Raw genomic sequence first — 24,069 nt, 5'->3', positions numbered from 1 at the left:
AAGCATCAGTTATGGCAAACCAACGTAGATCTACCCGCAAGAAGAAACTTGGAAGTTACCCGCACGCCATGGTCGTGTTCAGCATCTCGCTGGCCCTTTTTGTGATTGGCGTATTTGGGTTACTGCTTATCCATGCCAACAAACTGTCTGAAAAGGTGAAGGAAAGCATCGAGATGCAGGTCTACTTAAACCAGAACCTGTCGGAAGTACAGCTGGTGCGCCTACAGAAGATCTTTGCTTCGAAAGAATACGTCGCTTACAAGAACGACACAGCCCAGGTGCGCTTTATATCCAAAGACGAAGCAGCCAAATCCCTGCTGAGCGAAACGAACGAAGATTTCCTGACCTTACTAGGCGATAACCCGCTGCGGGACGCCTATGTGCTGCGCATTGATGCAGACCATTCCGGTACGCCGGAGCTGAAAAAAATAAAAAAGGACTTGCAGGATGTGGATGGCGTGTATGAGGTGCAATATGTTGAAAGCTTGATTCAGTCGATTAACACGAACCTGCAGAAAATCAGTATTATTTTGCTCGGCTTTGCTGTTATCCTGGTGCTGGTGGTCATCATTCTGATTAATAATACTGTTAAACTGGCGCTCTACTCGCAGCGCTTCCTGATACGCAGCATGCAACTGGTGGGCGCTACCTCCTATTTTATTCAACGGCCTTTTCTGAACCGGGCTACCTGGCAGGGTATTATGAGTGGCATCATTGCTTCGGCTATGCTGTTTGCCCTGATGCACTATGCCTACCACGAGGTTAACGAGCTGCAGCTGCTCCGCGACGACGAGCAGACCTATATTCTGATGGGCGCGCTGGTGGTAATTGGCTGTATTATTGGCTTTTTAAGCTCTTATAGGGCGGTGCGGAAGTATCTGGGCATGTCCTTGGACGAACTATACTAAACAACATGGAAGAAAAATCTAAACTTGCTTTTGGCAAGAAGAATTATGTGCTGATGCTGATAGGCATCGTGGTGCTGGCCATTGGCTTTTTTATCATGACGCTGGACAAGCAAGAGTATGGCATTGGCTTTCTGGGCATCACCTTAGGCCCGATCATCGTGCTGGCTGGCTTTGGCATCGAGCTCATTGCCATTTTAGTAAAGGATAAAACACAGGCTTAGATGAGTATTTTACAGGCTATTATTTTAGCCATTGTAGAGGGTTTAACGGAGTTCCTGCCGGTTTCCTCTACCGGACACATGATCATCGCCTCCAGCCTGATGGGAATCAATGAGCTCCCGATCACGAAGATATTTGAGGTAAACATCCAGTTCGGGGCGATCCTGTCGGTGGTGGTGCTGTATTGGCGCCGTTTCCTGCAGGATTTTACCTTTTATAAAAAGTTGTTGCTGGCCTTTATACCTGCTGCTGTCATTGGCTTTGCATTAAACGATGTGATAGACGCGCTGCTGGAAAGTATAACCGTGGTGGCTGTCATGCTCATTCTGGGGGGTATAGTACTGCTTTTTGTAGATAAGTGGTTCCGGAATGCTGCCGATGACCGGATCAGCTACAAAAACGCGCTGATTATCGGCTTTGCGCAGTGCCTGGCTATGATTCCGGGTGTCTCGCGGTCGGCAGCTTCTATTATTGGTGGCCTGGCGCAGGGCATCAACCGGAAAGCAGCCGCTGAATTCTCCTTTTTCCTGGCTGTACCCACTATGCTGGCCGCCGCCGGTTACAAGCTGGTCACAGACCTGCTGGGCCTGGAGATTTCTGATCTGGTAAAATTCGACCTAGTGAAGATCCGGAACAGTTTTGACGTAATTCACCCGAACGATCTGAAGCTGCTGCTGATCGGTAACTTTGTGGCTTTTGTAGTGGCGATGGTGGCTATCCGCTTTTTCATCAGCTTCCTGACCAAGTATGGCTTTAAACTATTCGGTTATTACCGCATTGCGTTAGGCGTAGCTATTCTGGCGCTATTGGCCATGGGCATGGACTTAAAAGTATGAAATGACATATAATTTTGAAACAGGCGAAGTACTGCTACTGAACAAGCCACTGGACTGGACCTCGTTTGATGTGGTAAAGAAAGTGCGCAACATCATCCGGGTGAAGAAGGTGGGCCATGCCGGCACACTGGATCCCCTGGCCTCCGGGCTGCTCATTCTCTGCACCGGCAAGTATACCAAGCGCATCGATGAGATTCAGGGGCAGGAAAAAGAATATATTGGTACCATTATACTGGGGCAAACCACTCCCTCCTACGACCGCGAAACCGAGGTTACCGAAACCCGCGACATCAGCCACCTGACCGAAGCAAGTATAAAAGCGGCCGCCGCAAGTTTCGTTGGTACCATAGAGCAGGTCCCGCCGATCTACTCTGCCGTGATGGTAGATGGAAAGCGCGCGTATGACCTGGCTCGTAAAGGTAAATCGGCAGAACTGAAACCCCGTACCATTACCATACAGGCGTTCGATATCACCGCCCTTGAAGGCGAAACGATCAGTTTTAAAATCGTGTGCAGCAAAGGGACCTACATCCGCAGCCTGGCGCATGACCTGGGGCAGCAGTTGGGATGCGGCGCTTTTCTGGGGTCGCTGGTGCGCACACGCATCGGAGAGTATAAACTGGAAGATGCCCTTACGATTGAAGCCATACAGGAAATAAGAAAAAAGCAATTGGAGGAGGCGAATGGAAGTAATTCGTGATATAGCCGACTTTCCAAAGTTGAAGCATGCGGTGGTAACCAGTGGTACGTTCGACGGGCTGCACATCGGGCATCAGAAAATTCTAAAGCGCCTGATAGAACGGGCACGGCAGACGAACGGCCAAAGCGTGGTCATCACCTTTTGGCCACACCCGCGGCTGGTGCTCTTCCCCGAAGACAACGACCTGCAACTGCTCTCAACTATAGAAGAGCGCATTGCGCAACTGCAGGAGTTTGGCGTCGATTACCTGCTCATCATTCCGTTTACAAAAGAGTTTTCCCGTACCAGCTCGCGTAGTTTCATCACCGACATCCTGGTGAAAGCGATCAACACCAAAGTACTTATCATTGGCTACGATCATCGTTTTGGAAAAAACCGGGAGGGCAGCTTTGAAAACCTAAAGGCCCGTTCGCAGCAGTATGGCTTTGAAGTAGAGGAAATTCCGCGCCAGGATATAGACGAAGTTGGCGTGAGCTCCACCAAAATCCGCAAAGCGCTGGAAAGTGGCGACATTGACACCGCGACACGCTACCTGGGCCATCCGTATACCTTAACATCCACGGTAGTGGAAGGCAACAAGCTGGGGCGCACCATTGGCTACCCTACTGCCAATCTGGCTTTGCCTGAAGCGCACAAACTGGTACCCGCCAACGGGGTGTATGCGGTATGGGTAACGCTGGGTGAAGAACGTTTTGCAGGTATGATGAACATCGGCTTCCGTCCGACAGTAAATGGCAAGCACCGCACCCTCGAAGTACATCTGCTCGATTTCGACCGGGACATCTACGGGCAGCAACTCACGGTAGAGTTTGTGCAGCTGCTGCGCGAGGAGCAAAAGTTCGACGGACTGGATGCGCTAAAAACACAATTGGCCAAAGATAAAGTGCGTACCCGACAGGTACTGGAAGGATAAAGTATCGCAACGTAAATACTATACTTAAAAGCGGCTCCCAAAAGAGCTGCTTTTTTGTTCGTATACGCCTGTTATAAGTATAAAAGCAACAGCCTGTGCTAACCTTGCTGCCGTATAGAAGTTTTTTAACAAGCTAAACTCCCGGAGGAAAAAAGAACAGCAAAGTACAACTTATATCATTTAACCCAGCGCCGTATACTTGAAGCACACTTGAAAAAGGCAGACACGAAAATGAAGGAACTGATACTGATCCATGAGCCACTGGAAGAGCAGGTAGTACGCACTGACCTGTTACCGCTCTTTACAGCTTATTCTGTTAAACTACTGCCATTTCGAATTGATTGCTCTTATGATTTAAAGGATGCCTTTCTGATCACCTACTTAGGGGATGAAAGCCTGGTAGAACTGGTTAGCAAGCTCCTGAAACAGCCCTGCACCCTTGGCTTTCTTCCACACCCTGGCATGAAAGAGGCGCAACAAGGCTTCGGTATTGCCGATGACCTGGAACAGGCAGTGGAGGACATTGAGCAGATCCAAGGCATCAACGCTGATGTACTCCTTTGCAACGGACGCCCTGTATTTAACAAGGTTGTAATCGGCGACAACCTGAGCCTGATGTCTGGCAGCGTTTCCAAGAAGAACTTTTTTGCTTTTTTTGAAAAAGTGACGAATATGTTCCGCCAGAGCAGTACGCTTATACCCCGGGCCTTTACCCTCACCACACCAGATAAGCCCGGATTTGAAACGGCAGCCCTTGGCATCATCGCTGTGCTGCATGGCAAAAATTCTTTACTTTCCCGAAAGCTGCTCAATCGCACTTTCCTGAACGATGGCAGGTTGCATGCGCTAATCTTAGCACCCCGAAGTATACTGGAGTTGCTGGACTTCTATTTAAAATCTGTATTCGAACGAAACGACACCCGAAAGCTCCCGTCTTTTATCGGCCATATAAAGACCAAAAGCATTTGCATCCAGTGCCCCGATCCGATGGATTTCTCGCAGGATAATAGCCTGATGAGTGCCCGTGAAATTGAGTTTCAAGTATGCGAGGAAGCTTTTACAATTATCCCGGGCCGCTACCTGCAAGCAGATGCGCAAACAGGAGAGCCTGCCGAAATGTACCGGGTTGGCAAACTGCCTAAAGGCGAAGCTTACCTGAAAGAGATTATAGGTAAACCTCTTTCGCTGATTTACCATGCGTCAACGGAGGAATTCCGGGACCTGTTCAAGGTACTACGAGACAATTCCACCGCAAGCAGCACCTACCTGACGCTGATGATCTTGTCCACTTTGCTAGCAACGCTAGGCCTGTTTTCAAATTCTTCTCCGGTGATCATCGGCGCTATGATCCTGGCACCGCTCATGGGCCCCATCATATCGCTGTCGATGGGTGTGCTCCGGCAGGAAAAAAAGCTGATGCTCAACAGCGCCAGAACCATAGGAATGGGGCTGCTGCTTAGCTACCTGGCAGCGATTATGCTTACCCTGCTGACGCCTCTGCATACTATGAACCATGAAATTGTGGCCCGGATCCGGCCTAACCTCCTCGACCTGGGCGTGGCAATCGTTTCAGGTATAGCCGGGGCTTATGCGCACGCCCGCGAAGATGTCGCTAAAACCCTGGCGGGGGTTGCTATTGCTGTTGCGCTCGTTCCGCCGCTGGCTGTTTCGGGTATTGGCATCGGCTGGGCCGACTGGGACGTATTTACGGGTGCCCTCCTGCTGTTTGCCACCAACTTGGCCGGTATTGTGCTGGCAGGTACGGCCACATTTATGCTGCTGGGTTTCAGTCCGTTTCATCTGGCTAAGAAAGGCCTGATCTTTTCGATGATCCTGGTTGTGCTGCTATGCTTTCCGCTGGGTTTCGGCTTTGCATCCATGGTACACAAACGCGGCATCGCTAACTCGCTCGAAGGGTACCAAGTAGGAAACATCACCATCAAAGATGTGGCGGTGCTGCAGGATAAAAAGCCCATGTTACTTAGTATCCGGCTCCTGGCTAAAGACGCTATCACCAACCAGGACCTCGACAGGATCAAAAAAGCAATTCAGCGGCGGATAGGTCAGGAGGTGCAGCTCGAAATTGTGGTCAGTATCACCAGGTAGCTAGCTTATACTTCGAAATTCATGTAACGCATGCAATGAGCAATGTTGGTGCGCGACAAGGCTGCAGTTATTAATAAGTATATTTAGCTGCTTAAGGTATAAATTTCAGCTGTAGCAAAACCTATTTCACGCAAAAACGAAGAACACCATATCGTTATATGCCCCTTTTTATATAATGACCTGGTACACTACCTTTACCCCTCTCGTTATCAGGCGGTGAATGACCGTGATAACCAGGTATGAGGATGACGAACACACGTAACAACTATGATAAATAAAACAGTACAGAATGCGCAGGAGGCATTACAAGGCGTTCAGAGCGGCATGACACTGATGTTGGGCGGCTTCGGCTTGTGCGGTATCCCTGAAAACGCCATCCAGGAACTGTTGCGCCTCGGGGTTAAAAACCTGACCTGCATCTCCAACAATGCGGGGGTAGATGACTTTGGAATCGGGCTGTTGCTGCAGCAGCGACAGGTGAAAAAGATGATCTCCAGCTATGTAGGCGAAAATGCCGAGTTTGAGCGCCAGCTGCTTTCCGGCGAACTGGAGGTGGAACTGCTGCCACAAGGCACACTGGCCGAACGTATTCGGGCCGGCGGCGCCGGTATACCTGCTTTTTATACTCCGGCAGGGTATGGCACCGAAGTTGGCGAAGGCAAAGAAGTCCGTGAATTCAACGGCAAGATGTATCTGATGGAAAGCTGGCTGAAAGCAGATTTCTCGTTTGTAAAAGCCTGGAAAGGTGATACGGCGGGTAACCTGATCTACAAAGGCACATCGCGCAACTTTAACCCCATGATGGCTACTGCCGGTAAAATTACGGTGGCAGAAGTAGAAGAACTGGTGCCCGCCGGCGAACTGGACCCCAACATGATCCATACGCCCGGCATTTACGTGCAGCGCATTTTCGAGGGAGCGAAGTATGAGAAGCGCATTGAACAACGGACGGTTAAATCCGCTTAAATCAGCAAAGAAACACCTATGGCTTTAGATAAGAACCAAATTGCAAAGCGCATCGCAAAAGAAGTAAAAAGTGGGATGTATGTGAACCTCGGCATCGGCATCCCGACGCTCGTTGCCAATTACATTCCCGAAGGAATAGAGGTAGTCTTGCAGTCGGAGAATGGCTTGCTGGGTATGGGACCCTTCCCCACCGATGACCTGGTGGATGCCGACCTGATCAATGCCGGCAAACAAACCATTACTACCCTGCCCGGCTCCGCCATTTTTAACTCGGCAGAAAGCTTTGCTATGATACGGGGGGAACACGTGGATTTAACCATTCTTGGGGCGATGGAAGTGTCGGAGAATGGTGACATTGCCAACTGGAAGATTCCGGGTAAGATGGTGAAAGGGATGGGCGGCGCTATGGATCTGGTAGCTTCTGCACAGAATATAATTGTGGCGATGCAGCATACTGCGCGCGACGGATCTTCCAAGCTCCTGCAGCAGTGCACATTGCCGATTACGGGCGTGCATTGCGTAAAGAAGATTGTAACAGACCTTGCCGTGCTGGAAGTACAGGAGACCGGCGGATTTAAACTGCTGGAGCGCGCCCCCGGTGTATCCATAGATGCAATCAAAGCGGCCACAGCTGGAAGGCTGCTGGTAGAAGGAGATGTTCCGGAAATAGAAGTATAAGCGCCCTTCCCGGCAAAGTACTACTAAAGCGTGGACCTTACATCTGCGCTTTTTTTGTTAATTTTGTACTAACCTGGCTATAGGAACATGTATAGCTATGGTTAAATTATATCGAAACTATACTTGTAGCACGTATATACCAACAAGTATACAAGACATTATCCCACACATGAGCGAAAAAATAGAAACGAATTTTGAACATAGATTGCTGCTCCGCCAGTTGGAGCTGAAAGATTACAAAGAAGTAAAAGAGATCATGAACCTGGTGTACCGTAATATAGACGGCGCCTGGACCCGCAAAGAGTTCTCTAACCTGCTGAAAAAATTCCCGGAAGGGCAGATTTGTATTGAGGATAACGGAACAGTTGTTGCCGCCGCGCTCAGCCTCATTATCAGCTATGACAAGTATGGCGATAAGCACACCTACGAGCAAATTATAGCGAATGGTACGTTCAAGTCGCACGACCCGGAAGGCGAAACCTTGTATGGCATTGACGTGTTCGTACACCCTGAATACCGTAACCTGCGCCTGGGTCGGCGTTTGTATGATGCCCGAAAAGAGATTTGCGAGAATCTGAACCTACGCGGCATTATTGCTGGTGGCCGCATACCTGGCTACAAAGATTATGCAGATAAACTGACGCCAGCCAAGTACATTGAAATGGTTCGCAACAAGGAACTGTCAGACCCTGTGCTCTCTTTTCAGCTTAGCAACGGCTTTCACGTGCGTAAGATCCTAAAAAACTACCTACCCGATGACAAGGAGTCCCGCTCCTATGCGACGCTGCTGGAGTGGATCAACGTGTACTATGAAGAGAAGGAAGAACTGATAGGTGGCCGCAAAACGGTGGTACGTATTGGTATTGTACAGTGGCAGATGCGGGCGGTGAAGGACTTGGATGATTTCATGCAACAGGTGGAGTTCTTTGTCGATACCGTCAGCTCCTACAAATCAGATATCGTGGTGTTTCCTGAGTTCTTCAACGCCCCGTTGATGGCGCTGACAAACGAAGAATCTCCGTCAGAGGCGATCCGAAGTATGGCTGAATATACAGAGGAGATCCGCGAGCGCATGATACACCTGGCCCTGTCGTACAACATCAATATTATTGCGGGCAGCATGCCGGAGTATTACGATAACAAGCTTTACAACGTCAGCTATCTCTGCCGCCGCGATGGCACCTATGATGCGCAGTATAAGCTCCATGTGACCCCGGACGAGTCGCATTATTGGGGTATGCGCGGAGGCCATAAGCTCAAAATATTTGATACTGACATCGGAAAGATTGGCATCCTAATCTGCTACGACGTGGAGTTCCCGGAACTGGCCCGCATGCTCTCGGATATGGATATGAAGATTCTGTTTGTTCCTTTCTGGACCGATACCAAGAATGCCTACCTGCGGGTACGCCTTTGCTCCCAGTCGCGTGCTATCGAGAACGAGTGCTACGTAGCTATAACAGGTAGCGTAGGCAACCTGCCAAAGGTAGAGAACATGGACATTCAGTACTCCCAGTCAGCCGTCTTCTCCCCTTCCGACTTCGCCTTTCCGCATGATGCCGTAATTGCCGAGGCGACTCCAAACACAGAGATGACGCTTATTGCCGACCTAGACCTGGACCTGCTCAAAGACCTGAACACCGCCGGCAGTGTCCGCAACCTGAAAGACCGCCGCAAAGACCTCTACAACCTGAGCTGGGTAAACCGCAAGGACGAATAGAGAAAAGTTATTTGAAACCAAATTGGCCGTTGCTATACTTTAGCAACGGCCAATCTGGTTTCAAATGCCCTATGTTCACTTTTATACTTGTATGGAGCGTCGAGCCCTATTTTCCAAGACTAGGGCTACAACTAACCCGGCAAAGAAAGCAATAAACACAGCTATAGCCTCATACTTCAGTAGGTTAGGACCGCTTGGCCTTAGACGCTGCACAAAACCCGTCACCACTTCCACATTATCCATCTGCTCTAATTCAGCTTCAAGCTCTACCTGTTGCTGGTACATGCTAATGCTTTCGCGGTACAGATTAGATGGATCTATGGGTTGGCCATACACGAAGCCATTTACTGGGCCTCTAGGTGCCGAAACGGTTGTTTTGATGCTATCCAAAGAGCGAATTTCATCCTTGTATTTAGCAATCATATTCTGCATGCGCTGCTGCCGTATCTTTTTCTGCTTTGTGAAATAAGGATTCTTTTCGAGATAATCTGTTAGAGCAGGCTCCATTGTGCTAAAAAGGTCCTTCTGATAGAGCTTAAGTTGAATGCGAAAAGGCGAACCTGTCAGAATGCTGTCTTCTGCCACCCGATCCTGATCCAAGTTAGAAAATGTCATGTCCTTAATCTGTCTGGCGGCATCTACATCTATATCTAACCGATCAGAGACTGCCTCAAAGTTTTCCTCTTTGATCAGATCAGAAAGTTTATCTAGCTGATCCTTCATGAACTCGTTTCGGATGTTCGAAAGAATTAGTGTCATAGAGGACATGTAATATGGTTTTGTTGTTTTATAAACAACGTATCCTATCCCTACCCCCAGCGCTAAGAAGAGCAAAATAATAAGTGCCCTTTTACGGGCTACCATCAATACATACCCGATCAAACCAAAGAAGGAAAGGAAACCTTCTCCGATTTTACCAAAAATATAATGCAGGTCTATCTCATCCTGCTGGTAAGAAGTTTTTACCTCTTCCCCTTGTTTAAGCTTGTTATACATCTAGTACGATTTTTGGCAAAGATAAAAATATTAGATGCTGCGTAAAATAAAGATTAGAATAATCTCAGGTACTATATTATCAGCAATTTCCTGCCAAACAATCAGACAAAAAGATAAAAATCCTTATCTTAAACTATAATTATTTTTTTGTACCGGTAGAGGTCTCATGCTACCTAAATTGCAGAACTGAAGCAATCTGAACTTACAGATTTTAATCATAGTTAAACACCGGAGCAGCGTACCCTATAATTTATGAAACTGAAAGAACTATTGAATAAAATTTTAAATGAACAGGGGAGTCTATATTTCCTCAAAAGAGCTTATTACCAAGCGACTACTAAGCAGATTAAAGACTTTGATGTGCTGAAGCACTATTTTGAAAACAAAAAAGGTATTGAGATCGGCGGCCCCAGTGGTACTTTCAGAGATTCGGGCTCGATCCCGCTTTACCGTAACATAACTAGCCTCGATGGCTATAACTTCGCTGCCAGTACGTTGTGGGAAGGAAATATAACCGAAGGAAGCACATATAAATTCTATAGGAACAAAGTCGGTACTCAATACATTTCTGAGGCTACAAATCTGCAGATGACTGCCAACGAAACGTATGACTTTTTGCTTTCTTCGAATTGTTTGGAGCATATAGCGAATCCCTTGCAAGCCGTGGAGGAATGGAGTAGAGTAGTGAGGAAAAATGGGTTGCTACTACTTGCTTTACCAAACAAGGCATTCAATTTTGATCATAACCGTCCTATAACAACTTTTGAACACTTGCTTGACGATTATAATAATAAAGTGGGCGAAGATGATCTAACACATTTTGATGAAATTATGCGCCTGCATGATTTGTCTTTGGATCCAGCTGCTGGAACTCCAGAACAGTTCCGACAGCGATCCTTAAAGAATTTACAGAACAGAGCCTTACATCATCATGTTTTTAGCATCAGCCTTCTTCAAAAAATATTCGCTTACTTTAATTTAGAGGTGCTTATGACCGATGTAGGCGAAAATCATATTATTTTGGGAAGGAAGGCAGGAGCTTGAAACTAGCACCTGCCTCAAATAGAATGCAGAGAAAAGTATAAACCTGCCCTTGCAGTGGCAAACCTTCGTGTTAACTTAATTTGCGTACCCCTTTCTCAGTATACATAGTGTAGATAAGCTCTAACTAGGAATGCTTTTGATACATATCAACAAAATCTTTTAGGCCTGACTTTGCATATTTCTCAATTTCCCGGTCTAAGTGGCCATACTCTTTTGCATAATGCGGTCCGCAGGCATGAAAGCAATAAGCTTCTTTAATTAGGCCTGATTTCAGGCCAAGCTTGTTGTAAAACAGCTTCGCAATAAGGCCATCTTCGCTTCTTTTCATATTCAGATTTGTAAAGAAGAAGCGCAAGCTAATTTTTTTATAATCATTTTTTCTAAAGCACGCGCACCACCCGCCAGTTGGGCCTCTCTCAATAATGCGATTGCCCCTTACATCCTCCTGATAACACTCTGGACCCGGCTTAGCCCCGTTCGTATACTGGTTTTGCACGACGTTGAGCGCTACAAAACCATAATCCGGGAAACTTTCCATGTAGTCGATAAAAATCTTGTCTACACCTTTGGGAAAAGCAAGTACATCATCATCTACTATAACAACATACTCTCCACTAGCTGCTGCGAAAAGCTTCTTATAGGCATTCAAGCCATAATTTTTCTTTCGCCTAATTAGCTTGACATGATCAAGGTGTTCATACTTTTTCAAAACCTCCCCTGTGTTATCCGTTGATCCATTATCCATGATAATAATCTCACAACTATCCACATCGACTAGGCTGCTAAGCAATTCCTGCACGCACTTTTCTAAAAACTTGTACCGGTTCCAGGTTAGAAGTACAAAACTAATTTTAGTCATACAAATGGATTAAACACCAAATGTAACAATTATCAGGCTTTATAAAAAGAGGAAGCTGAGATCGGCATACTTGGCTTGGAAAATGCTGTTCATTAAAACCGGTCATTGGCATACCGGATTAATCTTTATTGCTTTAATATGACCTCTGGGGCGCATTTCTTCTAGGTTTTTTAACGCCTACATACCCCAATTGTATAAACAACAGATGTATAATTAAAATAAAATTTGCTCCCACGCAGGTTTTTAACTTCGTTTTTAAAGAATTTTCGCCAATTTTGCCTCTGGTAATTCTAGGAATAAGGCAATGAACTACTTTGGAGTTATGTTTAAAGTGTTTCAAGAAAAACATAACAATCGTTTATACTTGTTACTTTTGCTGGCAAAGCTTTAAACATCCCATTTTCTTACGTTTCCCATCCACTAAAGCCTACGCTGCTTGCAATTAGCTACTAAAAATATCAACAAACTTGTAAGTGCTGCATCTAAGCCGCTTGTCTCAAACTTCTTGTCTTTAGGGCTTATACAAGGCAGTAATTTCTTACTTTCTATCCTGACGTTCCCGTACATTATCCGTACGGTAGGGGTTGAAAACTTCGGCTTAGTTACACTTTCTCAGGCTGTGATGTTTTACTTCACGGTGCTAACAGACTATGGTTTCAACCTGTCCGCTACCAAAGACATCTCTATCCATCGAAACAATATCTCGCAATTATCCAGGACTTTTTCAGAAGTAATTGTCACAAAAGCTTTGTTACTGGTTTTGTCTTTTGCCATACTGACAAGTATCTTATTCCTTGTACCTGATTACAAAGCTTATACATCATTAATATTATATAGCTTCACAATTGTCCTCGGGCAATTTCTGCTTCCTACCTGGTTCTTTCAGGGTGTTGAAAAGATGAAGTATATCACTTATATCAACATTTTTAGCCGCGCACTGTATGCTAGCAGCATATTCCTGTTCATCAGGCATGCAGATGACTACATCTACATCAACCTAATAAACGGTTCAAGTGCCATAGTTGGTGGCTTGATCAGCTTGCTTATCGTGCTCCGAAAATTTAAGTTACAGTTTCTTTTACCTACTCCACGAGACATCAGGAGTCAATTGGTAGACGGGTGGAACGTGTTTTTTTCTAATGTTACGGTGACCATTGCCAATAATACGAACATTTTGATTCTAGGAGTTTTTGCCACTCCCATTGTATTAGGCTATTATAGTATAGCTGAAAAGGTATATGTTCTAAGTAGATCGCTGGCAAGCATATTACATCAGGTAGTGTATCCGCGAGTATGTGTGTTAGCAAGCGTTTCATCCTTGCAGTTAAATGCTTTTTTGAAAAATGTTTTCAAGGTTGTGCTGCTGGCATTCCTGCCTTTGTCACTGTCACTGTTCTTTTTATCAGATTACATCGTATTTCTGATCGCAGGAGAGCATCTGGCGCAGGCTTCGCTAGTTTTAAAAGTCGTTGCATTCGGACCTTTAATGGCCGCTTTGTGCATTCCAGTTTCGCAAACAATGCTTGCCCTACAACTCACCCGCAACTATGCAATCATTGTAAGTATAGGCGCCGCAGTAAACATCACTCTCAACTTTCTTTTAGCGCACTTCTACCAGGCGGTAGGCACGGCCTGGTGTATTTTAATAACGGAGACTTTAGTTACGGTTATGCTTTACTTTACCTTACAAAGGTTTTACCCACACTACTTCTTCTTATCTAAAACAAATGTCGCTTTACAGCTCGAGACAGAGTAAAGACGCTTCCACTCCTTTTCAAACCGCTTTATAACGTCGATTCTATGATTCCAAGTATAGCCGGAGTTGTTGTCCTGTACAATCCAGCAGCAGATGTGGTTGACAAGATACGCACCTACAGTGCTTCTCTTGGCAAGTTGTACTTGATCGATAATTCGGAAAATCCATCCATATGGGTAGCGGAAGCAGTGACAGTTGAAGCAATAAACCACGAATACATTGCCTATCACCAAAATCTTGGGATTGCCAAAGCCTTGAACGATGCCGCTTCAAAAGCCTTGCAGGAAGGATATGAATGGTTATTAACCATGGACCAGGACAGCAAAGCCAGTGAAGGCATGGTAGAAGGCCTTTTTGAGGCGACAAAGGAGTTAGAGCAGACAACGATGGGAATCATCGCCCCGCAATACATCGAAGCGTCTGTAACTTCTGCAAGTCGCCTGCCTGTAGAAGAGGTAATGACGACAATTACATCCGGGAATCTGCTTAACCTTAAGGCATATGCCGCCATCGGAACGTTCAGGGAAGATCTTTTTATAGATTTTGTTGATATCGACTATTGCCTTCGGTTATATTTGGGAGGGTATAAAGTATGGATTATCAACCAACTTAAGCTAAACCACCAACTTGGAAACGCCAGCTGCCATTCTTTTATGGGCAGAAAACTCTGGACCAGCAACCATAACTATATTAGAAGGTACTATATTACCCGAAACCGGCTAGCTATTTTAAATGAATACAAGAAATCATGCCCAGCCTATTACCAATCTGAAAAAAACAAGAACTTTATAGAAATAACCAAGCTCCTCCTATTCGAAAAAGATAGGATGAAGAAGCTTAAGAGTATAGTTCAGGGATACATTGACTACAAAAGACACCGTTTTGGGAAGTACGCGTGAACTATAGGGTCAGTATAATGCTCCTACATATTACAGGCTGCTTTCACTGATGTTCTTATATTACCCGAATCACTTCTTCATACTATCGTCAGCCACTGAACCTGGTCACACTATGGAAAAGAAACGAGTACCCCTGCTATCTGTTGTAATGGCTACCTATAATGGAGGTGACTTTTTAGAAGAGCAGCTTACGTCTATTTACAACCAAACCTACGGCCACCTAGAGGTGATTGTTTGTGATGATGGCTCTACTGACGCGACGGTGGCAATTTTGCAGCGTTTCCAACGTACGCACCAACTGCAGTATCATATCAATGAAAAGCGGCAGGGCGTAATTAAAAACTTTGAAAAAGCCATTTCACTTGCGCAGGGAGACTACATCGCCTTAGCGGACCAAGATGACGTTTGGTTGCCAAATAAGCTTACAAAAAGTTATAAATTGCTGCGGGAAATTGAACAAAAGTCTGCGTCTGCTTTACCTGCGGTTGTTTTCACCGATCTGACCGTAGTGGATGAGAATCTGCATCTCATTCATTCTTCTTTCTGGAACTACATGAAGCTTAATCCTAACAACACGTCTCTGAACAGGGTGCTGGTGGAGAATGTAGCAACAGGCTGTACCTTGCTGATGAACAAAGCAACAGTCAGCCTGGCGTTGCCTATTCCGGATGCAGCCTTAATGCACGACAGTTGGTTTATGTTAGTGGCTACTTGTTTCGGGCAAATAGGTTATCTTCCTGAACAGGCCATGCTGTACCGCCAGCACGCGCGTAATGTGATCGGAGCACGGCAGAAAATGTTCTTTCAAAAAATTTCAGGCGGGCTCCGGAAGGTTCGGGAAAGACAGTTTTCGTTACTACAGCAGGAAATTGAGCAAGCCAGAGCATTTTATGAACGTTTCCAGCAGGATCAAAGATTAAAATCTAGTGACAAAGCAGTTTTAGAGGCATTCATTTGTCTTAAATCCCTTTCTGTAATTAGAAAGAAGTACTTTGTTTTAAAACATGCTTTTTACGGAAGTACATTTAAGAAAGCCTTGAATGTATTTTTAAGGGTATAAAAAAGCTTTTTAGCCCAACACGATTTGCTGTAGCATAAAAACGAATGCTGGATACGACCAACGTATATATTGTGCTTGTCAACTACAAGGGCTGGCAGGAAACTATCGAATGCCTGGAAAGCCTTTTCAAGTTGGCCTACCCTCATTTTAAAGTGGTAGTAGTAGACAATGGCTCACAGGATAGCTCTATTGATCAGTTGAAGCGCTGGGCCGATGGCACACTCCCTCTCCCAAATATAAATACATCCTTCTACACCAAAACTTCACTGGATGCCTCCTATGTAAAAAAACCTGTCCCCTACAACCTTGTCGCAGATACGGAGGCTAGCGGCCCTGCAGCATATGAACACCGCTTACTGTTTATTCCCGCTCCAACTAATATTGGTTTTGCAGGGGGGAACAACCTCGGTATAAAGCTGGCACTTGCTCAGGGCGCAGATTACATTTGGCTGCTGAACAATGACACCGTTGTTTCTAAAGATTCATTGCTTAACCTCGTGGAGTATTTTGAGAAGGCAAAATTAAATAAGGAGCCGCTGGGTATTTTAGGGGCTAAACTTGTTTATTACCATAACCCTAACCTTGTTCAGGCTATCCTTGGCAGGTACAACCCTTTTCTTGGCACAACAGCCCATGTTGGGTTGAATTGCGACGCATGCACCTCCTTTGCCGACCTGGAAATTCGACGCAATGATTATATCGTGGGTGCTTCCATGTTCGTCTCTGCTGAGTTTGTGCAGAATGTTGGTTTAATGTCGGAAGAATACTTCTTGTATTTCGAGGAAATTGATTGGGTAAAACGAGGAGAAGAGAAGGGTTACCAAATTGGTGTATGCCATAAGGCTGTGGTATACCATAAGGAAGGAGCTGCCATTGGCGGGGGCATGAAAGATAATAGCAACAAAAGCGAGTTATCAGACTTTTACAGTATCCGAAACCGGCTGCTTGTTACTAAAAAATTTTACAGAAAGTACCTGCTTCCTGTCTATTTAAGTTTAATATTTGTAGCTATTAATAGAATCAGGAGAAAGCAATATGACCGGCTCTCTTTGATTTACAAAGCCCTTAAATCCTCCTTTAGAAAAACGACTTGAAAAGTTCAGATAGTTTGATTGTGCGTCATGTCGGACTTTGGCTATTTATTGCTTACTGTCTTGTATGCTTTCATTTCACTGAAACAAAGGTATTTGGTGTTAAAATAAATGAGTTGGTCTCGCTACTGACAATCCCTTTTTTGCTCTATAGCCTCAGAAGTGTCAACAAATACATACTATATTTCTTTTATCTCTTCCTCAGCTTTCTTGCCCTAACATTCCTGTTTAACCTGCACACGCAGTTCTTTTTAGATATTCGGGGGCTAACGCTGTTGAAAATGCCATATTTCATTAGTCTGTCAAGATTTGGCGAACTTGTAGCCTGCCTCGCCTTCGCGATCATCGTAAACAAAACATTCAATTACTATTACAGCAAAGGCTTATCGACAGACTACCTGCTAAAAAAAGTGTTAGACGCAAACCTGTGCCTTTCGCTCCTTTTCCTAACCGTTTTCCTGCTTACTTATCTGAAAATTTTTTCCTTAGCGGATTCAAATATTATCTATAACACCACGCCTTACGACATTTTAAATCCTACCCCACGGTTGCGGGGATACTATGTAGAGGGGGGGCCTTTTGGCCTCTTTTACAGCACCTTTTATATCCTCACTTTCTTTCTTCAAGGACGGAAGTGGGTGTACAGGCTTGTATTTATCGTTGTTATACTTTGTGCTCAATCCAAAGCTGGGATAGTAGCTGTTCTGGCGTGGCACTTTTACCTCTTCTATCAACGCTTCCGATACGCCTCCTGGTTTAAATATCTTGTGTTCATCGCATTGATCCCGATCTTTTACATAGTCTTCACAAAAGTCGTTGCCAACTATATCTATGCTGTTAAACACTTCAGTGAGCTCGTGGTGCTACGGAAGGGGGATAATAACTTCATGATGGGAAGAATTGCGGCAATACACCTCATTCCGAATATGGTGAGGGACAACCCTCTTTGGGGAATAGGCCTTGGCAATTACGCATTGGTCAGGAATAACCCTGCTTACCTGACTGCTTTACCCGCTGCGCAGGACTGGGACGCTCCTGGACTAGGTATATTTGTAACTTTGATTGTCGAAAACGGCATTATTGGACTCTGCTGCTTTGTATTGATCCTTTACTTGCTTTATAGGAGATACGCTAAACAATCCTTCCTCTCAGCTGAGGCATTAAAAGCCTTCGCCCTGATTTGCCTGTTAGGCGTACAACTTCATTTTTTATATATTTGGTTTTTTATCGGTTTTGCATTAGCTGCCCCAAATGAAAAAGAGCTCCTTAATGAGTCAGGCTCGATTTAATACCCTTGTAGTAGATGCAAGGCTCATCCAAGCATCGGGCATCGGCACAGACCTGCAGAATCTGCTTCCGCTGCTGAAAAACAAATTTGATCTGACGCTAATAGGCGATCCGGACGTTTTAGCGAAATACCCCTGGACAACTGACTTAAGTATCATCACGTTAAAGTCGCCCATTTACTCCGTTGCCGAGCAGGTTTTGCTGTCTGCTAAAATACCTTCATGTGACTATTTCCTTTCACCACATTTCAATGTTCCGATGCTACCCACTCGAGCAAAGAAACGGGTGGTGATCATACATGATGTCTATCATTTAGCCTCCTCCAGCCTGCCTTTGGGTCAAAAATTGTATGCTAAATTATTGCTGCAATCAGCCGTATCCTTATCCGACAAGGTCATTACTATTTCTGAGTTTTCAAGGTCAGAGATAAAAAAGTATCTAAGAACAGGCGATAAGCACATTTATAAAATTGGTTTAGGAATTGACCACAACTCCTATCGTGTTTCTCATGACAAAGCACTGATTCAGGATGTAAGGAGGCAATATGCCTTGCCCGCCGATTTCGTTTTGTTTGTAGGCAACGTAAAGCCTCACAAAAACTTAAGAAACCTGGTACTTGCATTAAGTATACTTAAAGAAAAGCAGCTGTTAGCTTATAAATTAGTTATTGTTGGCAAAAAAGAAGGCTTTATAAATGGCGATGAAACGCTTTTACAGCTGATAGATTCTTTAGGCCTTACGGATGATATCCTTTTTACAGGCTATGTAGCGAATAACCATCTTCCAGTCATATATAGCCTTGCTGCACTTTTTGTCTTTCCTTCGTTGTACGAGGGCTTTGGTTTACCCCCGCTAGAGGCTATGGCGTCGGGTTGCCCCAGCGTGGTTTCTAAAGCGGCGAGCATCCCGGAGATCTGTCAGGATGCCTGTTGTTACTTCGACGGGAAAAACCCTGATGACATAGCAGCTACAATGCAACAGGTATTGACAAACAATGAATTGCGCGAAAGTCTAACCCTTAAAGGTATCGCTTTGGCCAGGAACTTTAACTGGGAAAGCGCCGCAGATGAGTTGGAAACTATTATCAGAACCAAGTAATGTATCAGTTATCAAAAGATCGCAAAGAACAGGTATACTATATTCTCCTGTTGCTCGTCGCCGTTCTGATTCCAACAGCCGAAGCTTTCTCCATCAAGCTCGCTAGCTTTAGTGTTATTTTGTTAAGCGTCTGGTGGATCGCCTCTGGGGACATCACACAGAAGTTTTACAACCTGAAAAACAACCGGTTACTATGGCTTTTTGCAGCCTTGTACCTAGTAAATTTAGTTGGCTTGTTGCAGCACTATAATGTGCCCGAAGCTAACAAACTGCTCTTACGCAAGTTACCGATCCTGTTATTCCCTCTAATTATTGGCACTTCCTCAGCTATTACAAAAAAGCAAATTCATGGCTTACTAGTTGCCTTCACCGCTAGCCTTTTGCTTATCTCGCTCTATACCTTCCGGGAAGGTTGGCATGTTTTGCTCAACCGGACAAACATTACGATGCTCGTAAACCTTGTTTTAATCCACCGGCCATACTTCGGGCTTTTTTGTGCATTTGCGGTCGTTGCCCTGTTCTACTTCATTCAACTCAGGCTGCAGCCTCTCCTGGTAAAAGTAGCAGAAGGCATCCTGATCCTATATTTCCTCTTCTTCATCTATCTGCTATATGCTAAAATGATAGTTGTAGCGCTCATAGCCTTACCTTTTATCATAGCCACTGTTGTGCTTGCCAAAAAGACAAAGCCATATTGGGTAATTATAGCTATACTTGTCATCGTATGTGCCGCCAGTTATGTAGCTCGCACAAGTGCCACACTCCAGTTAGTTTACCATAAAATTATTAATGCGGAGGATTTCTCCTATCAAGATTACGATATCAATATTGTCTCAAGTATCAATATCAGGTATATCAATTGGGGATGCAGTTATCAGGTTTTGAAGAAAGACCATAACTGGGTGACGGGTTTGGGAATCGGCAATGTGCAGGAAAAACTAAATGCCTGTTACAAAAACCTGAATCCATGGATTTATGAAAGTGAAATGAACGCACATAATGAATATTTAGAGGAGACACTCCGCAATGGGGTGACAGGGTTGGTAATTTTGCTATTATGTTTTCTCTTGCCTACAATGATGAGTATTAACAAGGGTAATTACCTCTATTTCAGTTTTTTGGTGCTCTTCTCCATCTGCTGCATTACCGAAAGCATGCTATCGAGGCAGTCGGGCATTCTGTTCTACTCCTTCCTGAATGCTGTTCTTGCCTTTAGCTGCTTAAGCGATCGTGAAAATAGATTGAGAATAAGTACAGAAGGCTCTTTTGCTGGATAGTTAATGCTGGGGCTATTGCCCGACATTGCAGTTTATCTGGGCTCTTAAAGATGCCAAGAACTGGAGGAGCTTATCTTTTCACAAAATAGGTAATCCAGTTGGCAGCATAGTTGTATGGTTACCAAATAAGTACTCTTGTAATATCTACTACCTTCCAAAAGCCTTTTATTATTGTACTTATTATTGCCCTTGTACTTCCAAACAAAAGCTGTTTCTTTGAATAGGATTTGTGAATGGGAGCTACTTTTTAGCTTGTGAAAGGCTAATTTAAGGCATGTTGTAAGATTAAGAAGGGTACTTTCGGAGGCTTGGTTCAAAAACGGGCATGTAGTCCTTAGCTTTTGTCTTGGTAATAAGGGCGTTTGCTATAAATCAAAATTGATAAACTTGAAAACTGATAGATTGAAAATAGCTGTCGTGCATGAGTGGTTTGTAGATTATTCCGGGTCTGAAAGAGTGGTAGAACAGTTACTTCAGGTATACCCAGATGCTCAACTCTTTGCAGTAATTGATTTCTTGCCCGATCATCTAAAAAGGCATATATTTCATAAAGAAGTATCGACCACATTTATCCAAAAGCTGCCATTTGCCAGAAAGCACTACAGAAATTACTTGGCGCTTATGCCGCTGGCCATTGAGCAGCTAGATCTTTCCGAGTATGACCTCATTATCAGCAGTAGCCATGCGGTGGCCAAAGGCGTAATCACTAACGCAAACCAGCTTCATATTTGCTACTGTCACTCACCAATCCGATATGCCTGGGACCTTTATCATCAATATATGCAGGAGTCTGGCCTAAATAGGGGTCTAAAAGGCAAAATAGCAAAGCTAGTGCTCCATTACATGCGCATATGGGATTATACTACCGCCAATCGGGTAGATTATTTTGTAGCAAATTCGCAATACATTGCCCGAAGAATCAGAAAAGTATATAATAAAGAAGCAACGGTAATATATCCGCCTGTAGATGTGGATAGCTTTACCATGTTCCCAGACAAAGAAGACTTTTATTTTACAGCTTCCAGGTTTGTACCCTATAAAAAAATTGACCTGATCGTAGAGGCTTTCTCTTTACTACCTGATAAAAAATTGATCGTTATTGGCGATGGGCCAGACTTTAACAAAGTAAAAGCTAAGGCTACAGCTAATGTTTCTTTATTAGGTTATCAGTCATTTCAAGTGCTGAAAGACCATCTCCAACGCGCTAAAGCCTTTGTTTTTGCAGCAGAAGAGGACTTTGGCATTATACCTGTAGAAGCACAGGCATGTGGTACACCGGTAATTGCTTTTGGCAGAGGAGGTGCCTGTGAGACTGTTATAGACGGCGTAACTGGAATTTTGTATAAAGAACAAACAGTTAAGTCTTTAACAGATGCTATCAAAAAGTTTGACCAGAATGCAGCGCTACTTGAAGCTGCTGTGATAAGGGAGAATGCCGAAAAATTTAGTGCTGTGACTTTTAGGAACAAAATCAATAAATTTATACAGCATAAGCTTGACATAGATTCTCTAATGGGGTCATCTGTTTTAAAGCAATAATTCAATAAATTTGTACTTAAATAAATTTGTGCTTAGTTAAGTTTATGGCAAGTTTATATTCAAAATACATAAAGCTAATTCATAGCTTAGGCGATATAGCAGCAATTGCTGTTTCTATAGTATTTGCTTATGCATATGAGTCTTCAGCAAGTCTGCAACCGCTCTATTTAGTTTCTTTTATCTTCTCATTATTGGCATGGTTTATTTGCACAAGCCTACTTGGCACTTATAAGCTTTTCCGTATTACCAGAAGAATCAAAGTAGTTATAAATGCACTGAAGGCTGTTTTACTTTATGTTATCCTGATTGAAGCAGGACTAAACCTGTTCGGTATTGATATTATCTCCAGGCAAATCTTACTTTATCATTACCTCTTATTAACTGCCTTAATTGTATTTTGGCGACTTTCCGTAACAACAGCTTTAAGAATTTACAGAAGAAACGGCTATAACTTACGAAAAGTAATCATCGCAGGGTATAATGATATGGCTGTAGAACTGGAAAACTTCTTTAAAGAACATCCGGAATACGGTTATCGCTTTTTAGGCTATTTTGATAATAAAGAAACTTCTGGAAATAACATTATCGGTAATATCTCAGAAATAGAAAAATTTGCCATCCAACATGAGGTAGATGAGATCTACTGCAGTCCTTTTGAGTTGAATAAGGAGGATATGCTACTGCTACTCAATTTTGCAGATGACAACCTGATACGATTAAAGTTTTTACCTGAGTTTGTTAGTCAGCCCTTCCAAAAACTTAAAATCGACTTTTATGATGTACTCCCGGTACTGATCGTAAGGTCCATACCGCTGGATGATATTATCAATAAAGCACTCAAACGAACATTTGATATCGTGTTCTCACTTACAGTGATTATATTTGTTTTATCCTGGCTTATCCCTATTGTTGCGCTTGCCATTAAGCTCAATTCAAAAGGCCCTATCTTCTTTAAGCAGGTCCGTTCGGGTATTGATAATAAGGATTTCCATTGCTATAAGTTTAGGAGCATGTATGTAAACAAAGATGCGAACAAACTGCTTGCTCGGCGGGGGGACGCAAGAATAACACCTGTTGGCGCATTCATCCGGAAAACAAGTATAGACGAACTTCCTCAGTTTTTTAATGTGCTGATGGGGCATATGTCCATTGTAGGGCCACGCCCGCACATGCTTAAATTGGGAGAGGAATACGCACAGGTAGCAGAAAAGTATATGGTGCGGCATTTTATCAAACCAGGTATAACGGGCCTGTCGCAAGTGCGCGGTTATCGAGGCGATACCACAGAACTCTATCAAATACGTGGCCGCGTAAAACTCGATATCTTTTACCTGGAGAACTGGTCCTTTTTCCTGGATCTGAAAATTGTTTTTTATACTATCTACAACATTTTCCGGGGAGACGAACATGCTTTTTAGCAGCCTCTCTTCCTATGTCGTTTGGCTTTGATTGTGCAACTCTTATCCCGCCCATTCTGCTATAACATAGCATAAAGCCATTAAAGCATTATACTTTCCTAGTTAAAAAGGGCCTACTTTGATTTTATGTCATTATCTAGGTAGAGCCGTAACTGCTGGTACACCGTTGCCATAGCAGTAGGTGTGTAATGCGCATTCAGCCCGCTTGGATTGGGCAGAAGCCATATACGAGTATTCCCAATCACATGCTCCTGCAGACCTATAGCTGCCTGCTTGTAGCCGAAAGCTTTGCGATAAACTGTAACGCCCAGCACTGCCAGCACCAGGGGTTTATACTCGAGCACCTTCGCTTTCAGATGCTTCCCCCCTTCCTTGATCTCTTCACCCGTTAATTGATCGGCGCTGACTGTGGCACGGGCTACTACATTCGTAATGCCGTAGCCATACGTTAACAATGCTTTGTCTTCGTGCGGCAGAAAGAGGTGCGGCGTAAAGCCCGCCTGGTATAACGTGGGCCAGAACCGGTTGCCCGGTCGGGCAAAATTGTGCCCAACAGCAGCCGTATACACGCTGGGGTTAATGCCGCAGAACAAAACGTTCAGCTCCGGAGCGATAATATCCGGCACAGTCTGATTTTCTGCAGCAGCGAGGTCTGCATTCGTTGGCTTCTGGTATGGATGCATACGTTATTGTTTCAAT

22 protein-coding genes are annotated in these 24,069 nt (G+C 44.4%); 19 read left to right on the top strand and 3 right to left on the bottom strand.

The features are described from left to right. Nucleotides 1–11 precede the first annotated feature (11 nt). From ABDW72_RS02140 to ABDW72_RS02100, 9 genes are all read left to right on the top strand, one after another. Nucleotides 12–908: a cell division protein FtsX gene (locus tag ABDW72_RS02140; protein WP_347156805.1), complete on the top strand. Its 897-nt coding sequence runs from the start codon at nucleotides 12–14 to the stop codon at nucleotides 906–908. Nucleotides 909–913: 5 nt separating this feature from the next. Next, nucleotides 914–1,129, top strand: a complete 216-nt coding sequence (locus ABDW72_RS02135; protein WP_347156804.1) for a DUF3098 domain-containing protein — start codon at nucleotides 914–916, stop codon at nucleotides 1,127–1,129. Then, a complete protein-coding gene (locus tag ABDW72_RS02130) occupies nucleotides 1,130–1,963 on the top strand; it encodes an undecaprenyl-diphosphate phosphatase (RefSeq protein WP_347156803.1) in 834 nt (277 codons plus the stop codon). A 1-nt stretch (nucleotide 1,964) separates the two neighbouring features. Next, nucleotides 1,965–2,663: a tRNA pseudouridine(55) synthase TruB gene (gene truB, locus ABDW72_RS02125; RefSeq protein WP_347156802.1), complete on the top strand. Its 699-nt coding sequence runs from the start codon at nucleotides 1,965–1,967 to the stop codon at nucleotides 2,661–2,663. After that, on the top strand, nucleotides 2,647–3,576 hold the full coding sequence (locus ABDW72_RS02120; protein ID WP_347156801.1) for a bifunctional riboflavin kinase/FAD synthetase: 930 nt from the start codon (nucleotides 2,647–2,649) through the stop codon (nucleotides 3,574–3,576). The genes truB and ABDW72_RS02120 overlap by 17 nt, the downstream gene beginning before the upstream one ends. Before the next feature lie 231 nt (nucleotides 3,577–3,807). Beyond that, a complete protein-coding gene (locus tag ABDW72_RS02115) occupies nucleotides 3,808–5,682 on the top strand; it encodes a TIGR00341 family protein (protein ID WP_347156800.1) in 1,875 nt (624 codons plus the stop codon). A gap of 267 nt (nucleotides 5,683–5,949) precedes the next feature. Then, nucleotides 5,950–6,648, top strand: coding sequence for a CoA transferase subunit A (locus tag ABDW72_RS02110; RefSeq protein ID WP_347156799.1), 699 nt, complete (start codon nucleotides 5,950–5,952; stop codon nucleotides 6,646–6,648). 18 nt (nucleotides 6,649–6,666) lie between these two features. Then, nucleotides 6,667–7,326, top strand: coding sequence for a 3-oxoacid CoA-transferase subunit B (locus tag ABDW72_RS02105; RefSeq protein WP_347156798.1), 660 nt, complete (start codon nucleotides 6,667–6,669; stop codon nucleotides 7,324–7,326). 169 nt (nucleotides 7,327–7,495) lie between these two features. After that, a complete protein-coding gene (locus ABDW72_RS02100) occupies nucleotides 7,496–9,046 on the top strand; it encodes a carbon-nitrogen hydrolase family protein (protein ID WP_347156797.1) in 1,551 nt (516 codons plus the stop codon). An 81-nt stretch (nucleotides 9,047–9,127) separates the two neighbouring features. Here the strand turns inward: ABDW72_RS02100 and ABDW72_RS02095 are convergent, their stop codons facing one another. After that, complete coding sequence (locus ABDW72_RS02095) at nucleotides 9,128–10,042, bottom strand: chain length determinant protein (RefSeq protein ID WP_347156796.1); 915 nt, start codon at nucleotides 10,040–10,042, stop codon at nucleotides 9,128–9,130. A 252-nt stretch (nucleotides 10,043–10,294) separates the two neighbouring features. On the opposite strand from ABDW72_RS02095, the gene ABDW72_RS02090 reads away from it, so the two are divergent. Then, nucleotides 10,295–11,086 (top strand): class I SAM-dependent methyltransferase, encoded by a 792-nt coding sequence (locus tag ABDW72_RS02090; protein WP_347156795.1) that lies wholly within the window; start codon nucleotides 10,295–10,297, stop codon nucleotides 11,084–11,086. A gap of 124 nt (nucleotides 11,087–11,210) precedes the next feature. On the opposite strand, the gene ABDW72_RS02085 is transcribed toward ABDW72_RS02090, so the two are convergent. Continuing rightward, entirely contained in the window at nucleotides 11,211–11,945 is a 735-nt protein-coding gene (locus tag ABDW72_RS02085; protein WP_347156794.1) for a glycosyltransferase family 2 protein, read from the bottom strand. A 436-nt stretch (nucleotides 11,946–12,381) separates the two neighbouring features. Between ABDW72_RS02085 and ABDW72_RS02080 the strand changes: the two genes are divergently transcribed. From ABDW72_RS02080 to ABDW72_RS02040, 9 genes are all read left to right on the top strand, one after another. Further along, complete coding sequence (locus tag ABDW72_RS02080; protein ID WP_347156793.1) at nucleotides 12,382–13,701, top strand: flippase; 1,320 nt, start codon at nucleotides 12,382–12,384, stop codon at nucleotides 13,699–13,701. 44 nt (nucleotides 13,702–13,745) lie between these two features. Then, nucleotides 13,746–14,600 (top strand): glycosyltransferase family protein, encoded by an 855-nt coding sequence (locus ABDW72_RS02075; protein ID WP_347156792.1) that lies wholly within the window; start codon nucleotides 13,746–13,748, stop codon nucleotides 14,598–14,600. A 112-nt stretch (nucleotides 14,601–14,712) separates the two neighbouring features. Continuing rightward, a complete protein-coding gene (locus ABDW72_RS02070) occupies nucleotides 14,713–15,660 on the top strand; it encodes a glycosyltransferase family 2 protein (protein ID WP_347156791.1) in 948 nt (315 codons plus the stop codon). A gap of 44 nt (nucleotides 15,661–15,704) precedes the next feature. After that, nucleotides 15,705–16,754: a glycosyltransferase family 2 protein gene (locus tag ABDW72_RS02065; protein ID WP_347156790.1), complete on the top strand. Its 1,050-nt coding sequence runs from the start codon at nucleotides 15,705–15,707 to the stop codon at nucleotides 16,752–16,754. Further along, entirely contained in the window at nucleotides 16,751–18,040 is a 1,290-nt protein-coding gene (locus ABDW72_RS02060; RefSeq protein WP_347156789.1) for an O-antigen ligase family protein, read from the top strand. Before ABDW72_RS02065 ends, ABDW72_RS02060 begins: the two co-directional genes overlap by 4 nt. Beyond that, complete coding sequence (locus tag ABDW72_RS02055) at nucleotides 18,003–19,136, top strand: glycosyltransferase family 4 protein (protein ID WP_347156788.1); 1,134 nt, start codon at nucleotides 18,003–18,005, stop codon at nucleotides 19,134–19,136. Before ABDW72_RS02060 ends, ABDW72_RS02055 begins: the two co-directional genes overlap by 38 nt. Continuing rightward, on the top strand, nucleotides 19,136–20,413 hold the full coding sequence (locus ABDW72_RS02050; RefSeq protein ID WP_347156787.1) for an O-antigen ligase family protein: 1,278 nt from the start codon (nucleotides 19,136–19,138) through the stop codon (nucleotides 20,411–20,413). Before ABDW72_RS02055 ends, ABDW72_RS02050 begins: the two co-directional genes overlap by 1 nt. 387 nt (nucleotides 20,414–20,800) lie before the next feature. After that, on the top strand, nucleotides 20,801–21,952 hold the full coding sequence (locus tag ABDW72_RS02045) for a glycosyltransferase family 4 protein (protein WP_347156786.1): 1,152 nt from the start codon (nucleotides 20,801–20,803) through the stop codon (nucleotides 21,950–21,952). Nucleotides 21,953–21,996: 44 nt separating this feature from the next. Next, on the top strand, nucleotides 21,997–23,370 hold the full coding sequence (locus ABDW72_RS02040; protein ID WP_347156785.1) for an undecaprenyl-phosphate glucose phosphotransferase: 1,374 nt from the start codon (nucleotides 21,997–21,999) through the stop codon (nucleotides 23,368–23,370). A gap of 113 nt (nucleotides 23,371–23,483) precedes the next feature. Here ABDW72_RS02040 and mug read toward each other — a convergent pair whose 3' ends face one another. Next, entirely contained in the window at nucleotides 23,484–24,053 is a 570-nt protein-coding gene (gene mug, locus ABDW72_RS02035; RefSeq protein WP_347156784.1) for a G/U mismatch-specific DNA glycosylase, read from the bottom strand. Nucleotides 24,054–24,069: the final 16 nt, after the last annotated feature.

It is taken from the genome of Pontibacter chitinilyticus, from assembly GCF_039748935.1.
GTDB classification, from domain to species: Bacteria; Bacteroidota; Bacteroidia; order Cytophagales; family Hymenobacteraceae; genus Pontibacter; species Pontibacter chitinilyticus.
Note: the sequence above shows the minus strand (reverse complement) of the source record. Positions and strands in the feature narration are given on the sequence as shown.

Coding starts and splice junctions, on each gene's coding strand:
- ABDW72_RS02140 (WP_347156805.1), top strand. CDS start 12: ATGGCAAACCAACGTAGATCTACCCGCAAGAAGAAACTTGGAAGTTAC.
- ABDW72_RS02135 (WP_347156804.1), top strand. CDS start 914: ATGGAAGAAAAATCTAAACTTGCTTTTGGCAAGAAGAATTATGTGCTG.
- ABDW72_RS02130 (WP_347156803.1), top strand. CDS start 1,130: ATGAGTATTTTACAGGCTATTATTTTAGCCATTGTAGAGGGTTTAACG.
- truB (WP_347156802.1), top strand. CDS start 1,965: ATGACATATAATTTTGAAACAGGCGAAGTACTGCTACTGAACAAGCCA.
- ABDW72_RS02120 (WP_347156801.1), top strand. CDS start 2,647: ATGGAAGTAATTCGTGATATAGCCGACTTTCCAAAGTTGAAGCATGCG.
- ABDW72_RS02115 (WP_347156800.1), top strand. CDS start 3,808: ATGAAGGAACTGATACTGATCCATGAGCCACTGGAAGAGCAGGTAGTA.
- ABDW72_RS02110 (WP_347156799.1), top strand. CDS start 5,950: ATGATAAATAAAACAGTACAGAATGCGCAGGAGGCATTACAAGGCGTT.
- ABDW72_RS02105 (WP_347156798.1), top strand. CDS start 6,667: ATGGCTTTAGATAAGAACCAAATTGCAAAGCGCATCGCAAAAGAAGTA.
- ABDW72_RS02100 (WP_347156797.1), top strand. CDS start 7,496: ATGAGCGAAAAAATAGAAACGAATTTTGAACATAGATTGCTGCTCCGC.
- ABDW72_RS02095 (WP_347156796.1), bottom strand. CDS start 10,042: ATGTATAACAAGCTTAAACAAGGGGAAGAGGTAAAAACTTCTTACCAG.
- ABDW72_RS02090 (WP_347156795.1), top strand. CDS start 10,295: ATGAAACTGAAAGAACTATTGAATAAAATTTTAAATGAACAGGGGAGT.
- ABDW72_RS02085 (WP_347156794.1), bottom strand. CDS start 11,945: ATGACTAAAATTAGTTTTGTACTTCTAACCTGGAACCGGTACAAGTTT.
- ABDW72_RS02075 (WP_347156792.1), top strand. CDS start 13,746: ATGATTCCAAGTATAGCCGGAGTTGTTGTCCTGTACAATCCAGCAGCA.
- ABDW72_RS02070 (WP_347156791.1), top strand. CDS start 14,713: ATGGAAAAGAAACGAGTACCCCTGCTATCTGTTGTAATGGCTACCTAT.
- ABDW72_RS02065 (WP_347156790.1), top strand. CDS start 15,705: ATGCTGGATACGACCAACGTATATATTGTGCTTGTCAACTACAAGGGC.
- ABDW72_RS02055 (WP_347156788.1), top strand. CDS start 18,003: ATGAAAAAGAGCTCCTTAATGAGTCAGGCTCGATTTAATACCCTTGTA.
- ABDW72_RS02050 (WP_347156787.1), top strand. CDS start 19,136: ATGTATCAGTTATCAAAAGATCGCAAAGAACAGGTATACTATATTCTC.
- ABDW72_RS02040 (WP_347156785.1), top strand. CDS start 21,997: ATGGCAAGTTTATATTCAAAATACATAAAGCTAATTCATAGCTTAGGC.
- mug (WP_347156784.1), bottom strand. CDS start 24,053: ATGCATCCATACCAGAAGCCAACGAATGCAGACCTCGCTGCTGCAGAA.